This is a genomic window from Streptomyces sp. NPDC058457 (genome assembly GCF_042720695.1).
GTDB lineage: Bacteria > Actinomycetota > Actinomycetes > Streptomycetales > Streptomycetaceae > Streptomyces.
On sequence record NZ_JBHXLU010000030.1, the window covers coordinates 97,216 to 110,448 of the forward strand.

General features: G+C 72.9%; 11 protein-coding genes, 1 pseudogene and 1 riboswitch. Of the genes and pseudogenes, 3 read left to right on the plus strand and 9 right to left on the minus strand.

Annotation, left to right across the window (positions count from 1 at the left end):
• Positions 1-16: 16 nt before the first annotated feature.
• Positions 17-802: an NPP1 family protein gene (locus ACFWPS_RS24040; RefSeq protein ID WP_383708204.1), complete on the plus strand. Its 786-nt coding sequence runs from the start codon at positions 17-19 to the stop codon at positions 800-802.
• A 1-nt stretch (position 803) separates the two neighbouring features.
• Here ACFWPS_RS24040 and ACFWPS_RS24045 read toward each other — a convergent pair whose 3' ends face one another.
• The 4 genes from ACFWPS_RS24045 to ACFWPS_RS24060 all read right to left on the minus strand — a co-directional run bounded on the left by ACFWPS_RS24045 (position 804) and on the right by ACFWPS_RS24060 (position 3,068).
• Positions 804-959 (minus strand): hypothetical protein, encoded by a 156-nt coding sequence (locus tag ACFWPS_RS24045; RefSeq protein ID WP_383708205.1) that lies wholly within the window; start codon positions 957-959, stop codon positions 804-806.
• A gap of 59 nt (positions 960-1,018) precedes the next feature.
• Positions 1,019-1,834 (minus strand): SAM-dependent methyltransferase, encoded by an 816-nt coding sequence (locus ACFWPS_RS24050; RefSeq protein WP_383708206.1) that lies wholly within the window; start codon positions 1,832-1,834, stop codon positions 1,019-1,021.
• A gap of 120 nt (positions 1,835-1,954) precedes the next feature.
• On the minus strand, positions 1,955-2,191 hold the full coding sequence (locus ACFWPS_RS24055; protein ID WP_174856016.1) for a DUF397 domain-containing protein: 237 nt from the start codon (positions 2,189-2,191) through the stop codon (positions 1,955-1,957).
• A gap of 1 nt (position 2,192) precedes the next feature.
• Complete coding sequence (locus ACFWPS_RS24060; protein ID WP_383708207.1) at positions 2,193-3,068, minus strand: helix-turn-helix domain-containing protein; 876 nt, start codon at positions 3,066-3,068, stop codon at positions 2,193-2,195.
• 327 nt (positions 3,069-3,395) lie between these two features.
• Here ACFWPS_RS24060 and ACFWPS_RS24065 point away from each other — a divergent pair, with 327 nt between their 5' ends.
• A complete protein-coding gene (locus tag ACFWPS_RS24065; RefSeq protein ID WP_383708208.1) occupies positions 3,396-4,073 on the plus strand; it encodes an ATP-binding protein in 678 nt (225 codons plus the stop codon).
• Between the two features lie 196 nt (positions 4,074-4,269).
• Here the strand turns inward: ACFWPS_RS24065 and ACFWPS_RS24070 are convergent, their stop codons facing one another.
• From ACFWPS_RS24070 to ACFWPS_RS24090, 5 genes are all read right to left on the minus strand, one after another.
• Positions 4,270-4,521 (minus strand): hypothetical protein, encoded by a 252-nt coding sequence (locus ACFWPS_RS24070; RefSeq protein WP_383708209.1) that lies wholly within the window; start codon positions 4,519-4,521, stop codon positions 4,270-4,272.
• Between the two features lie 27 nt (positions 4,522-4,548).
• Positions 4,549-6,681, minus strand: a complete 2,133-nt coding sequence (locus tag ACFWPS_RS24075; protein ID WP_383708210.1) for a hypothetical protein — start codon at positions 6,679-6,681, stop codon at positions 4,549-4,551.
• A gap of 102 nt (positions 6,682-6,783) precedes the next feature.
• Positions 6,784-7,242, minus strand: coding sequence for a flavodoxin family protein (locus tag ACFWPS_RS24080; RefSeq protein ID WP_383708211.1), 459 nt, complete (start codon positions 7,240-7,242; stop codon positions 6,784-6,786).
• A 53-nt stretch (positions 7,243-7,295) separates the two neighbouring features.
• The gene (locus tag ACFWPS_RS24085; RefSeq protein ID WP_383708212.1) at positions 7,296-8,612 is read right to left on the minus strand and encodes a lipase family protein; all 1,317 of its coding nucleotides are present in this window, start codon (positions 8,610-8,612) and stop codon (positions 7,296-7,298) included.
• 292 nt (positions 8,613-8,904) lie between these two features.
• Positions 8,905-10,860, minus strand: a complete 1,956-nt coding sequence (locus ACFWPS_RS24090) for a DUF1996 domain-containing protein (RefSeq protein WP_383708216.1) — start codon at positions 10,858-10,860, stop codon at positions 8,905-8,907.
• 417 nt (positions 10,861-11,277) lie between these two features.
• A riboswitch (cyclic di-AMP (ydaO/yuaA leader) is annotated at positions 11,278-11,454 on the plus strand.
• A 10-nt stretch (positions 11,455-11,464) separates the two neighbouring features.
• Between ACFWPS_RS24090 and ACFWPS_RS24095 the strand changes: the two are divergent.
• Positions 11,465-13,233, plus strand: a pseudogene (locus tag ACFWPS_RS24095) (hypothetical protein); the annotation flags it as partial.

Below are 13,233 nucleotides of genomic sequence, written 5' to 3' on the forward strand. Positions count from 1 at the left end.
CCGACAGGGAGCCCACATGCCCGACCTGCAGTCCCCCACCCGCAGACGGCCGCTGCGCAAGGCCCTCGCAGCCGCACTCGGCGCGCTCGCGCTGGTCGTCGCCGTGCCCGCCACCGCGCACGCCGACGTCCTTACCCTGCTGCCGCAGAACGCCGACGGCCTTGAGCAGACGTTCTCCCCGGCCTACGACTACGACGGCGACGGCTGCTACACCACCGCCGCGATCGGCGCCGACGGCACCATCAACCCCGGCCTCGCGCTCGGCGGCGACGTCAACGGCCACTGCCACGACTACGCGCAGCTCGCCAACGCCAACACCTACTCGCGCGAGAAGTGCAACAACGGCTGGTGCGCGGTGATGTACGCCAGCTACTTCGAGAAGGACCAGGCGACGTACGGGCCGCTGGCCATCGGACACCGGCACGACTGGGAACACGTCATCGTGTGGATCCAGAACAACCAGGTGCAGTACGTCTCGGTGTCCCAGCACAGCAGCTACCAGGTGGCGGCCGCCTCGGCGATCCGGTTCGACGGCACCCACCCGAAGATCGTCTACCACAAGGACGGCCTGTCCACCCACGACTTCCGGTTCGCCAACTCCAACGACGACCCGCCGGAGAACGTGACCGGCGGCTGGTTCTACCCGCGTCTGGTGGGCTGGGACGGCTACCCGGCCGGCTACCGCGACAAGTTGATGAACGCGGACTTCGGCGACGCCACCATCAAGATCAAGGACGGCTCGTTCAACGCCAACCTCGGGTACTCCATGCCGTCCGGGATCTCGTTCGACCCGAACGCCTGAGTCAGGCGGGGCCCTCGACGAGCCGGGCCGGCCTGTCGAGGGCCGTCCGCATGCCCGGTTCGTCGTCCTGGGGGCGGATGCCTTCGGGGAGGTCCCGGTGCGGGACCTCGACCTCCGTGGCGCCGTCCGCCCCGCTGCGGGTGGTCGTCACCGACACCCGCCGAACGACCGTGCCGGGGCCGGGAAGGTGAGCCGGGCCCCGGCACGGAGCCCATGTCACGGCTTGCGGGCGACCGCTCCGTACATCGCGATGTCCTCGTCGCGGATGCCCTGTTCGCCGGTGCCGTCCGGGTGCCACTTGTGCACCTGGACGATGCCCGGCTCCACCAGCTCCAGGCCCGTGAAGAAGTCGTGGGCCTCGTCGATGGTGCGCAGCCGCATCGGCATGTTGCGGGCCGCGTACTCGCGGGCGACCCGGCCCACCTCGTCGGGCGCGAACTCGGCGGTGCCGATGGACATCGCCAGGTAGCTGCCCGACGGCAGCGGTTCGAGCAGACGTCGTACGACGCCCACCGCGTCGTCCGCGTCGAGCATGAAGTGGACGATGGCGATCACCGTGAGGGCGACCGGCTTGTCCAGGTCGAGGGTCTCGCGCAGCTCGGGAGCGTCGAAGAGGTCCGTCAGGTCGCGGAAGTCCGCCTCGATGTACGCCGTCCGGCCCTCCGGCGTGCTGGAGAGCAGGCCCTGGGACAGGGTGAGGACGATGGGGTCGTTGTCCACGTAGACGACCCGGGAGTCGGGGGACACCGCCTGGGCTATCTCGTGGAGGTTCGGGGAGGTGGGGATGCCCGTCCCGACGTCCAGGAACTGGCGCATCCCCGCCTCCTCGGCGAGCCAGCGCACGGCGCGGTTCATCCAGTCGCGGTTGGCGCGCATGTGGATCGGGAGCGCGGGCCACTCCCGGGCCATCGCGTCACCCGCCTCCTGGTCGGCGGGGTAGTAGTCCTTGCCGCCCAGGATGTAGTCGTAGATCCGCGCGGAGTGCGCGTTCTCGGTGTCGATGCGGTCGGCCGGCCATCCGTTGTCGGGCAACGCCGTGTCTCCCATTCAGGTGAGGGATGCGGGGGTGTTCGGGGGGCTGCGCTGTGGTGCTTCGAGTGTGGGGGGTTGGTTGAACGATCAGCTATAGCAAGGAAGTTCCGGGAACAGGGGTCACATCAGGAAGTCGGCGTCACCCGCCTTCACGCCGGACAGGAAACTCGTCATCTCACGGGGCGTGAAGACCAGCGCCGGACCGTCGGGGTCGGTCGACTGGCGTACCGCGACCCGGCCGTCGGCGAGCTTCTTCACTTCCACGCAGGCGCCGCCGGCGTCGTCGCTCCACGGCTTGGACCAGCCGCGCGCGCCGAGTTGCCGGGACGGAATGCCGTTGTGTATCGGGTGGTGCACGTCAGAGCTCCTTGCGAATCGCACCGAGGAGGGCCTCGGTCTTTCTGGCGGGCGCTGCCTGCGCGCCCAACCGGTCCAGGGCTTCGCGATAGACCACGACGTCGTCGCTCTTGTCCAGGTAGACGGCGCCCACCAGGCCGTTGAGATAGACGATGTCGGGCAGCTCGCGGGCCCGGAACCGGAAGAGGTGGTACGCACCCGCGCGCATGGCGGGGTGCGGGCCGTTGGCGAACGGCATGATCTGCAAGGTGACGTTGGGGAGCCGGTTGATCTCGATCAGGTGGTCGACCTGGGCACGCATGACCTCGGACCCGCCGACCGGCCAGCGCAGCACCGTCTCGTCCATCACGACCCACAGCCGCGGGGGTGCCTCCCGGGTGATCAGTTCCTGGCGGCGCATGCGCAGCGCCACCATGCGCTCGGTCGCCTCGCCGGGCGCGTGCGGGTTGCCGGCGCCGAGCAGGGCGGCGGCGTACTGGCGGGTCTGCAACAGGCCGTGCACGAACTGGTTCTCGTAGGCACGGATCTGCAACGCCGCCTGCTCCAGGCTGAGATACGCGGCGAACCAGTCCGGCATCACGTCGCGGTAGGTGTGCCACCAGCCGCGCTTGTTCGCCTCGCGCACCGACTGCAGGAAGGTGTCGACCTCCTGCCGGTCCGTCACACCGTAGACCTGCAGAAGCTTCTCGGCGTCGGCCAGCCGGAGCCGGGCCACCTTCGCGGCCTCCATCCGGCGGATCGTGGAGTGGCTCACCCCGATCGCGCCGGCCGCCTGCTCGTAGGTCAGGCCGGCCCGGGTCCGCATCTCCTCCAGCTGCCGGCCGAGGATCATGCGCAGGACGGAAGGGGCTCCGCCCCAGTCGGTCTCCGAGGTCACGCCCTACCCCCTCGCACCAGGTTTCAGGGTCACCGTCTCACGTGGTTGTGATCGTTCACGGACTCGTTCGATCACTTCCTGTCGGGAGCAGCATGCACTTCGCTTCTTGCAATTTTCAACTTGCCGGTTGCGAGGCGATGTTGGCAGATGCCAGAGTGGACTTACTGCTCCGGCCGACCAAGGAGCAGGCGAAGCAGTCCAGTTGGGGGAGACTGAGCTGCGGCCCGGCGCCGCCCAGGCACGGGTCGTCGTCTGCCCCCGAGCGGCCCGGGGCGGACGCGAACGCTCAGCCCCCACGCTGCGAAGCCGGACGAAAGGCGCACGGCGATGGCCCCGCCCTCTCTCCCCCAGCCACTCGACCGACTGCCCGAGGACCACATACCCGGCCTGCCGCGGCCGGCCCTGGCCGCCGCGGCCGAGGGCCCGCACCGCCCGTCGGACGCGACGGGCATCCCCAGACCACCCGGAGGCGAACGCCTCGGTCGACTCCCTGGGCCGCAAGGCCTCGACCGGTTCGCCTCCGGGGACCGTACCGCCGTGCTCAGCCGGGCCTTCGACCTGGCGCCGACGCCGCGCGCGGTGGGCAACGCCCGCCGGAGCGTGGGCGAACTGCTCGGTTCGTGGGGCGTGTGCGAGGAGGCCCGCGACAACGCGGTCCTGGTGACCTCGGAACTGGTCACCAACGCGATCGTGCACTCGGCCGGCCGGCGGATCATCTGCCGGGTGCACGCCGACGCCGACCGGATCCGGATCGAGGTCGAGGACCAGAACAACGGGAGCATCTCCCTCCCGGCACCCCGGCGGGCCAGACCCGACGAGCAGAACGGGCGCGGCCTGTTCCTCGTCGACGCCCTCAGTCTCGACTGGGGTGTCACGGCCGCGCCGGAGGGACGGTCCTCCGCCCGCGTCGTCTGGGCCGAACTGTCGACGGCGCCGGACGCACCGCTCACGACCCCCCACGCCTCAGGAGGCCCTCCGACCCATGGACCGTCCCCCCACTCCTGACTCCGCCGCCGACCCGTCCTGGACCCGCACCCGCCCCAAGCCGGGCCCGGAACAACCCCACACCGCTCCGGCCTGCTGAGCCGGCACCGCCACGATGCGGCCGGGACGCCACCGTCCCGGCCGCGCCGCATGTTCACCACACCGTGCGCTCGCCACACCGCGTGTTCGCCACACCGCTGGTTCGGGGGCCGTTCGCTCACTCCACCGCGTGCGCCAACAACGCGGTCGCGGCCGCCCGCAGTTGTATCGCCGCGGTCACACAGGCCGTCGCCTGCCGCTCCAGGGAGGCGCCGCTCCACTCCGGCGCCCCGGCGCAGTTGCCGAGGGTCTCGGCGGCGCCGCGCAGCCGTTGGGCGTAGCCGTCCATCCGGTCCGCGTCGACTCTCAGGTCGTCCACGTACGCGAGGAGTTCCGGGGCGGCGGTGGCGGGACGGGATTCGGTCGCCATGGGGCTCACCTGTAGTCGGAGGGATGCCTAGCGCGGCAGCACCGCGCCGGCGCTTCTGCGGGCCGTGAACCGGGGGCTGGACAGCACGAACCCGGGCCGTACGGCGTCGAGTTCGAGGATCTGGAGGTACCGGGCGAGCGGCCCGTGGGCGCCGTCGAGCCGCAGCCGCAGCCGGGGGCGGGCATGGATGCGCGGCCTGCCGTGCGCGCGGACCAGGGTGCGTACGGTGCTCCCGCCGCGGCGCCCGTAGAGCACCCAGTCCGCCTCCGGACAGCGGGCGCCGGGACCCGGGCGGCCCTCGACCGAGACGCCCAACTCGGGTGCGTGTACGCGCAGTTCCCGCCCCTGCAGATCAACGTCGGCGGTTCCGCGTACGGCCGGCTGGGCCCAGACCTCCTCGGCCACCGCCCGCGCCTCCTCCGTGCCGACGGCGAGCGCGACCACGTACCGTCCGGTGCGGCGCAGGTCGGCGCGGCGCAGCAGGTCCGCCGCGAGGTCGTACGCGTGCGGCCGCCACAGGTCGTCGACCAGCACCGAGAGGCCCAGCTCGGTGTAGGGGCCGATGGTGGTGCAGCGGTGCTCGTAGAGGGAGAGCACGGCCAGGGCACGGCGGCCGAGCCGGGCGGGGACCAGCCAGGCGACGTCGGGCAGCAGGCTGCGGGCCACGTCCGTGTCGACCGGGAAGCACAGGTGCGCGGCCGAGGAGTCGTAGTAGCGCACCGGCACCTCGACCGGACCCGCCGAGGTGGCGAGGCTGGTGGTGGGGACCGCCAGGAAGGGATAGCCCTCCGGTGGGCGGGCGCGGTCCCTGAGCCGGTAGACGCGGGTGCGTTCCACCGGGCCCCGGTAGGGGTCGAGGGCCCGGTCGACGTCCGCCCGGGCCTGCGGGATCACCGTCTCCAGGTGGTCGATGTAGACGCGGAGCAGGTGGCAGAGCGGGAACTCGCGGGTAGGGCCGGAGTAGTCGACCCGGTACCGGTTGGGGTGCGGGGCGCCGGGGCCGTCCAGGACCGGGACGATGTCGTGCCGGTTGGTGATGCCGGCGACCCAGGTGCGCGGGTCGGCTGGTCTGCGGTCGTCGGCCCGCGCGCCGACGGCGACCACGTGGGTGACCCGGTAGGCGCGGCAGAACTCGTCGTCCTGTGCGAGGTTCAGCAGCGCGGTCCCGCCCTCGCCGTGCCCGATCAGCGCGAGGTCGGCGCCGCGCGGGATGCCGTGGTCACGGATCGCCAGCAGGATCGAGCGGGTGTACGGCGAGTCGGTCAGGAACAGGTTGCGCCAGGCGCCGGCGAAGTCCTGCGGGGAGTCGTCGCGGGGGCGGCCGGGGGCCGTGCCGGGCGCCTGGACGACGTACCGGAGCACGCCGTCGGGGCCGCGTACCTCCTGGACGAGGACGCGGCCGTCGCCGGCGAGCACGTCGATGTTGCGCAGGAAGCCGAGGAAGGAGCCCTCGGTGGCGATGGACCGGGCCTCCTGGGCGGACAGTTCGACGACCTGGGCGGCGCCCTCGCCCCGGCCCGGGGCGGAGAGCCGGGCGGCGTCGAGGCCCCCGCCCGGGACGGCGGTCAGCTCCCGGCCCGCGGCCAGTGCCCAGGCGGTCTCGTCGCTCAGCGGGTCCTCGTCCAGCAGGCCCCGGACGGCGAGGAGTTCGGCCAGGATCGGGGCGAGCGCGGACAGGGAGCGCTGGGCCCCCTGGTCCTTGAAGAGGGCCCGCAGCGCGCGGACGGCCTCCGGGTCGTGGTCGGCGGTGACGGCGTCCGTCAGCCGTCGTATGCCCGGGTCGTGCCCGAACTCGGGGTGGTCCAGGAGTACGGCGGCGATCCTGAGCCGCAGCGAGCTGACCGCCACCTGCGCGGCCAGGCTCTCCCGGCCCAGCGCCTCCCCCGCCGCGCCGAGCAGATGTCCGACGCCGTCCGGCGCGACGATCGCCGAGCCGCCGAGGCCCTGCTTGTTGGTGAGCGTCCGCAGCAGCGCCCAGCGGGCGGCCAGGCCGGTGCGCGGGCGGCGGCGCGCGGAACCCGTCAGCGCCGGGGAGAACAGGACGGAGCTGGTCCGCGCGGAGACCTCGCGGATACCCTCGGCGACGGCCACCACGTCACGGGCGCGGTCCCGCAGCATCTCCTTCGCGGGCGGCCCGGAGGCACGGCGATGCGCTGCCATCCGACGCTCCCTGGGATCGACGACATGGCCTGGTCCCATCGTGTGCCCTGGATCCGGCGCCCGCACCTTCGTCCGTCCGGGTGACCCGCCCCCGGAGACAGGTCAGGCGTCGGCGGCGAGGCCGGCGGCGACCGTCGCGCCCAGTTCCCAGCACGCCTCGATGTCGGCCTTGCCGGGCTCACCGGTCACCGTGACCGGTTCGGCCGCCCGGCGCCAGCCGAGGCCGGTGGTGATGGAGTCGAGGGCGCGCAGGGCGCCCGTGACGTCGTTGCCGCCGTGCACATAGGCGCCGAAGGGGCGGCCGCGCGTCTCGTCCAGGCAGGGGTAGTAGATCTGGTCGAAGAAGTGCTTCAGGGCTCCGGAGAGGTAGCCGAGGTTGGCCGGGGTGCCGAGGAGGTATCCGTCGGCCGCGAGCACGTCGGCGGCGGTGGCGGACAGCGCCGCCCGCCGTACGACCCGCACGCCCTCGATCTCCGGGGTGGTCGCCCCGGAGACCACGGCCTCGAACATGGCTTGGCAGTGCGGTGAGGGCGTGTGATGGACGATCAGCAAGGTGGGCACACCGGCACCCTGCCGTGCGGTGCCCGCCGACGGCAAACGGCTGCGGGCGGCGCTCAGGGCTGTACGGGCATGCTCCAGCAGTTGGAGACGGCCGGTACGCCGGACAGCCGGGCCGTGAGCCAGGCGATTGCGTCGCCCTGGTCGGTGAGGAGGGGTTCGAGGTGGTTCAGCAGGGCGCGGCCCGCGTCCGGCAGGAGGACCGGCACGTAGGTGACGTTCGCGCCCTCGTCGCACCAGTTCACCGCGAGCCGCCGCGCCTGCGCGTGCGGGACGAGGTCGTCGCTGACGCCGGTGGCCAGCCGGACCGGGCTCGTCGGCGCGGTCCTGCCGATGCGCTGTTCGTCGAGGAAGGTCTGGAGGGCGGGCTCCTCGGCGACGACCTCGGAGATGGAGCTGCCGTCGTTCGTCCAGGCGGAGCTGTGTACGGAGCCGTAGGCGAGGAGCGCGTCCCCGACGCACATCGTGGACAGGTCGGCGAGGGCGGCCCGGCCCGCCGCGCCGAGGTGGGCGTCGACGATCGGTCCGAGCGCCGGGTCGGCCTGGACGAAGCCGTTGACCGCCCAGCCGAGGGCGCCGGCCAGGTCGCTGCCGTCGATGGCCGCGGTGACGGCGGTGAGTTCGGCGGGCGGGGCCCCCGCGTAGGTGCCGGAGAGGGTGATGTCCGGGGCGTAGGCGGGCTGGAGCTCGGCGGCCGCGGCGGCCGCGCCGCCGCCCTGGCTGTAGCCGAACAGGCCCACCCGCGAGGCGGCGGTGACCGAGGCGCCGGGGAGGTTCCGGGCGGCGCGTACGGCGTCCAGGACGGCGTGGGCGCCGTCGAGCCGGTTGACGTAGGTGTGGAGCCGGTCCGTGGCGCCGAGCCCGACGTAGTCGGTGACGACGACCGCGACGCCCTCGGCCAGCAGCCGGTAGATCGACAGGTCCTCGTAACCGACGGACACCGTCTGGCCGTTGAGGACCAGTGGGTACTGCAGGCCCATGGAGGCGGCGCACTGGTCGCCCTGTCCCATGGTGCCGGGGGCCAGCGCGACCAGCGGGCGGGCGCCGGGGCCGAGCCAGGGTGCGGTGGGCTCGATGTAGGCGCCGGTGACGGCGACGGGGTCGCCCGCCGAGTCGGTGGACTTGTACATCAGCCGGGTCGCGCTGCCCGGCAGCGGGCCGGGCAGGCTCGGCAGGCTCAGGGCCAGCGGGAGGGGTTCGCTGCGGACGAGGGCGCCGTCGGCCGTGGGCAGGGGGGCCGGCGGGTCGTAGAAGGCGGGGATGGTGACACCCCTGGAGACCTCCGCCTGGGAGGCCGTGGCCTGCAGGGTCTGGAGGCAGAGGCAGGCGGCAGCGGCGAGGGCGGTGGCCAGCAGGCGAACGCGGGCAGGCATGGGGAACCTCCTGGACGTGCTGGACGTGGGAGGTGCGGAGGACGTCCCCGGAGCGGCCGACGGGGCGGGTGCGGTTTACCCGACGGTAACGAGAAATGCCTTACCGGCGGTAGCAGCCGTCAGGTTACGGTTCAGTAATGTGACGCGCAGTCAACAGCGGTCCCGTGGACGCACATTCGCCCGAGAGCCCCGTCGACATGCACCCGGGCGGGCCCGACAGCGCGGAGCACGATGAGATGCTCCGCGCGTTCGAGCCCGCCCGGGACGCGCCGCGCGCGGCGTTCGAGAAGGGTCAGACCGAGTTGCGCCGGGTGCGCCACAGCAGCGCGCCCCCGGAGGCCAGCAGCAGCCCGCCGAAGACCGCGGGCCACAGGTGGGCGCCGGTCTCGGCGAGACCGCCCTGGACCGCCTGGGGCTCGGTCTGGGAGCCGGTGGCCGGGGTCTCCTGACCGGCCGGGGCGGCGACCGCGGTGTCGGTCGGCGTGGCGGCGGCAGCAGTGGTCGGCGCCTCGGTGTCGGGCCGCTGCGTCGGCTTGCTGATGACGCCGCCGCCCGACGACTTCGTGGTCGACGTCTTCTTCGGCGACGCGGTCGCGTAGACCCTCGGCAGCTCGGTGCCGCCGGCGGCGGGGGTGGAGGCGCTGTCCGAGGCGGGGGCGGTCTCGGTGACCGGGGTGTCGGCCGGGGGCTCGGACGACGGCTGCTCGGTCACCGGCTCGGACGGCTCCGCGCTCTGCGTCTCGGCCGGCGGGGCGACCGGGCTCGCGGTGTCGCTCCGCTCGGACGGCTCCGCACTCTCGGCCGGCGGCTGCTCGTCGGCCCCCGCACCGCACTTGCGGCCGGAGTTGATGCAGTCGACCATCTTCCGCATCAGGCTCTCGTCGAAGACGTTGATGAAGTCGCCGTGGTCGGTGACCGGCTTGTGCAGCTGCTCGGGGAACGAGTCCACCGCGAACAGCGGGACCGTGCGGCCGCCGTCCTGGAGGCTCGGCGCGTCCACGGCGTAGACGATGCGCTGCACCAGCTGCGGGATGGCCTGGAATCCGGCCGGGCAGCTGCCGTCGGGGGCTTCGAAGGCCACATGGGTGCGGTGGTTGGCGCTGTCGATGTTCCGGCCGTCCCAGCAGCTCTGGAACCTGAACGTGCGCACGACGTCACTGCCCGAGGGGCAGAGCGGGTACTTGTCCTTGAGCTGCCGGTCCTCGTAACCGGTACAGCTCCAGGAGGCGTTGGCGTTGGCCGGGCCGTTGACGAACGCCTTGGCGTCACCGGTGATGATGCGCAGCAGCCGCGGCATCTCGGTGACCTTGGAGGTCGGGTTGCCCTCGAAGGTCAGCGTGACCTCCTTGGCCGTGACGATCTGTCCGGCGTTGCCCTCGGTGCCGCCGCCCGGCTTGTCGGCGTCCCGCTCCTCCTTGCCGTTCTGCAGCCGCAGCACGGGCCAGTAGTACGTGGATTTGTCGCCCTGGTCCGCGCAGCTGGTGGCGGCGTTCGCCAGGTCCTGGTCGCTGGCGAAGGCGTTGTTGGACTGGTTGCCGATGTAGTCGTGGAAGTGGTGGGCGCCGTTGGAGACACCGGGCGCGACGATCACGTTGTCGGAGTTGAACAGGCCGTTCGCGTTGACGCCGCAGCTGGAGGAGAAGGTGCCGGTGGAGCCGCCGGACTGTTCGGCCGGGGTGTTGGCATTGGGCTGCACCGAGGTGATGTCCGCGTAGTCGGCGGCGACCGGGCCGTTGCCGCCCTGGCCGCCGGCGCCGGTGCCCTGACTCGGCGCGGCACTGCCCTGCCCGCTCTGGCTCGGCGTGGCACTGCCCTGGGGGGCCGCGGACTGCCCGTCGCCCTGGTTGGAGGAGCGCAGGGTGCAGGCGGCGAGGTCGTCCAGGCCCTGCGGGCGGTCGCCCTCACGGCCGATGGCGTCGGCGATGCGCTGGAGCGACTCGGACCGCTTCTCCTTCAGCGGGTTCATGATCGTCTGGTCGGCGAGGCCGGGGTTCTGCTCGATCGCCGCGGCGGACTCCGTGAGTTGCTGGTAGGCCGCCACGATCTGCTGGTCCAGCTGGGCGAGTTCGTTGTCGACGTCGGCCCGCGCCCCGTCGGGTACCGCCGTCAGCCGGCCGCCGACGTCGGGGCAGTAGATGGTGGGCGCGGACAGCACCTGGCCGGTGGCGACCTGGGCCTGCTGGTCCCCGCCGCCCTCGGTGGCCGAGGCATAGACGTTCACCGCGACCAGTCCTCCGCCGCCGAGCATCAGGGCGACCGCTGCGAAGGTCGCGCGTTGTGCGCCGGTCGGGCGTCTGCGCCTGTTGCGTCTCAAGGTCGTTCCCCTGCGTCTCGTGGTCGGCCGGACATGGAAATCCCCGGCCTTATACGGGCCGCGGCGCCACTGTGTTCAACAGACCCACGAATTCACGGCGACCTCACAGAAAGCGCGTGTTCCGGAACAGTTCCGGAACAGGGCGACGCGACCGACGGCAACGCCCCGGTGACCCAGAGAAAGCAATGGATGCGCGCGAAATGCCGTCCCGTGCGGTCGAGTTCCGAACGCTAAGACGAACATCACAAATACGTATCGGACATTACGCACTTCAACCTTCACACGAGTGACACAAGTTGGCTAAGTTGACGGGCAAGCCGCTCGGCTCCCCCCGGCGAATCCCGTCGGGCCGCGCGGCCTCCGCCGAATCCGGCGCCTCCCAGGGGCGTATCCGGAACCGGGGACCCAACCGAACCACTGGGGTGAATCGGCCGAACGTCCGTGAGGACGGCGGCCGTAGGGCATGCCTTCCGGACTTCACCGCCCGAACCCGACAGCTAACTCGGTAGGCGGAGTACGGAAGGAGCACGACCCCTCAATGGCGCCCGAGAGCCGTGACGAGGTTCGACAGCGGATCGACAGCCTCTACGACCAGGCCGAGAACGCCACCGGGAACTACAACGCCACGCGCGCGATGAGCGGGGGTTCGCGCTCCCGCGGTGTCCCGCTGTTCAAGCGGTCCCGTCGCGACGACCCGGGCCTCGACAACATCGCCCGGGAGTGGTTCGAGGGCGCCCGTTCGAAGCTGGGGCCGAGCGTCCCGGCCGCACTCCCCTCCGACCGGCAACCCGCCCGGCCCGGTCCGCGGCGGCCCGTCAGCGCCATGGCCGCCGACCTGCTCGGCCAGTTGGAGGGCTCCGGCCCGGCCCGGCTGGAGCTGACCGCGGGTCCGTCCGCGCAGACCGACATCGAGGTCGTCCGCGAGCCGCAGCGCCCGAGGCTGGAGCAGCGCGCGGTGGCCGCGCTCGAACCGGCCCCGGCAGCCCAGCCCGTGCCGACCGCACAGACCCCGTGGCCCACACCCGAGGCCCAGGCCGCGGCGCAGCAGTGGGCGGCGGCTCCCGCCGTCGGCATACCGAGCCAGCGGACCGACAGCGGCTCCTTCCGGGCCGACGCCCTCGCCGCCACCCGCGCGATCCCCGCGGTGACCGAGACGGGCGGCATCCCGATCGTGTCCGCGACCGACACCGGTACGTTCCGCATCATGACCCCGGGCGGTACCGGCGCCAGCCGTGCCACACCCCCGGCGGACCCGACCGGCTTCCGCGTCATGACCCCGGGCGGCTCGGGCACCGGCGGCTTCCCTGGTACGCCTCCGATGGACGCGGGCCCCGCCCCCGCCCCTGCCCAGGCCGCGGCTCCGACTCCGGCGGACACCAGCGGCTTCCGCATCATGACCCCGGGCGGCTCGGGCGCCGGGGCGTTCCCGGGTGTGCCTCCCATGGACATGAGCACCGCCCAGGCCGCGGCTCCGGCTGTGGGGGACAGCGGTTCCTTCCGCATCATGACGCCGGGCGCCACGGGCTCGTTCCCGATGCCGAACTCGTCCGACGCGGGAGCCTTCCCGACCGCGGACCCCATGAGCACCAGCGTGTTCCCGACCGCCGCCCCCACCGACTCCGGCGCCTTCCCGACCGCGGCGCCCGCCGCCGCTGCTCCCGCCCCGGCTCCGATGGACATGGGCGGCTTCCGGGTCATGTCGCCGAACGCGACCGCCGGTTACGCCGAGATGCCCCAGGCCGCCGCCGACACCGCCTACGCCGCCGGCGCGTACTCCACGGCGGCCCCCGCCACCCCCGCGCCCATGGCCCCCATGCAGCCGGCCGCCTCCTACGCCACGGCGCCCGCCCCCGACATGACCGGCGCCGCCTACGCGTACGCCGGAGACATGCCGCCCACCGACGCCGCGTATGCCTACGCCGGAGCCATACCGCCCGCCGACGCCGCGTATGCCTACGCCGGAGCCATGCCGCCCGCCGAGGCCGCTTACGCTTACGCCGGAGCCGTGCCAGCCGCCGAGGCCGCCTACGCCTACGCCGGAGCCATGCCGCCCACCGAGGCCGCCTACGCCTACGCCACCGCCGCGATGCCCACAGCGATGGCAACGCCCCCTGCCGCGATGCCCGCGTCGATGGCGGCACCCATGCAGGCGCCCATGGCGGCACCGATGCCCACGCCCATGTCGGCACCTGTGGCGGCACCGATGCCGACACCCATGGCGGCGCCCATGGCGGCGCCCATGGCGGCGCCCATGGCGGCGCCCATGGCGGCGCCCATGGCGGCGCCCATGGCGGCGCCCATGGCGGC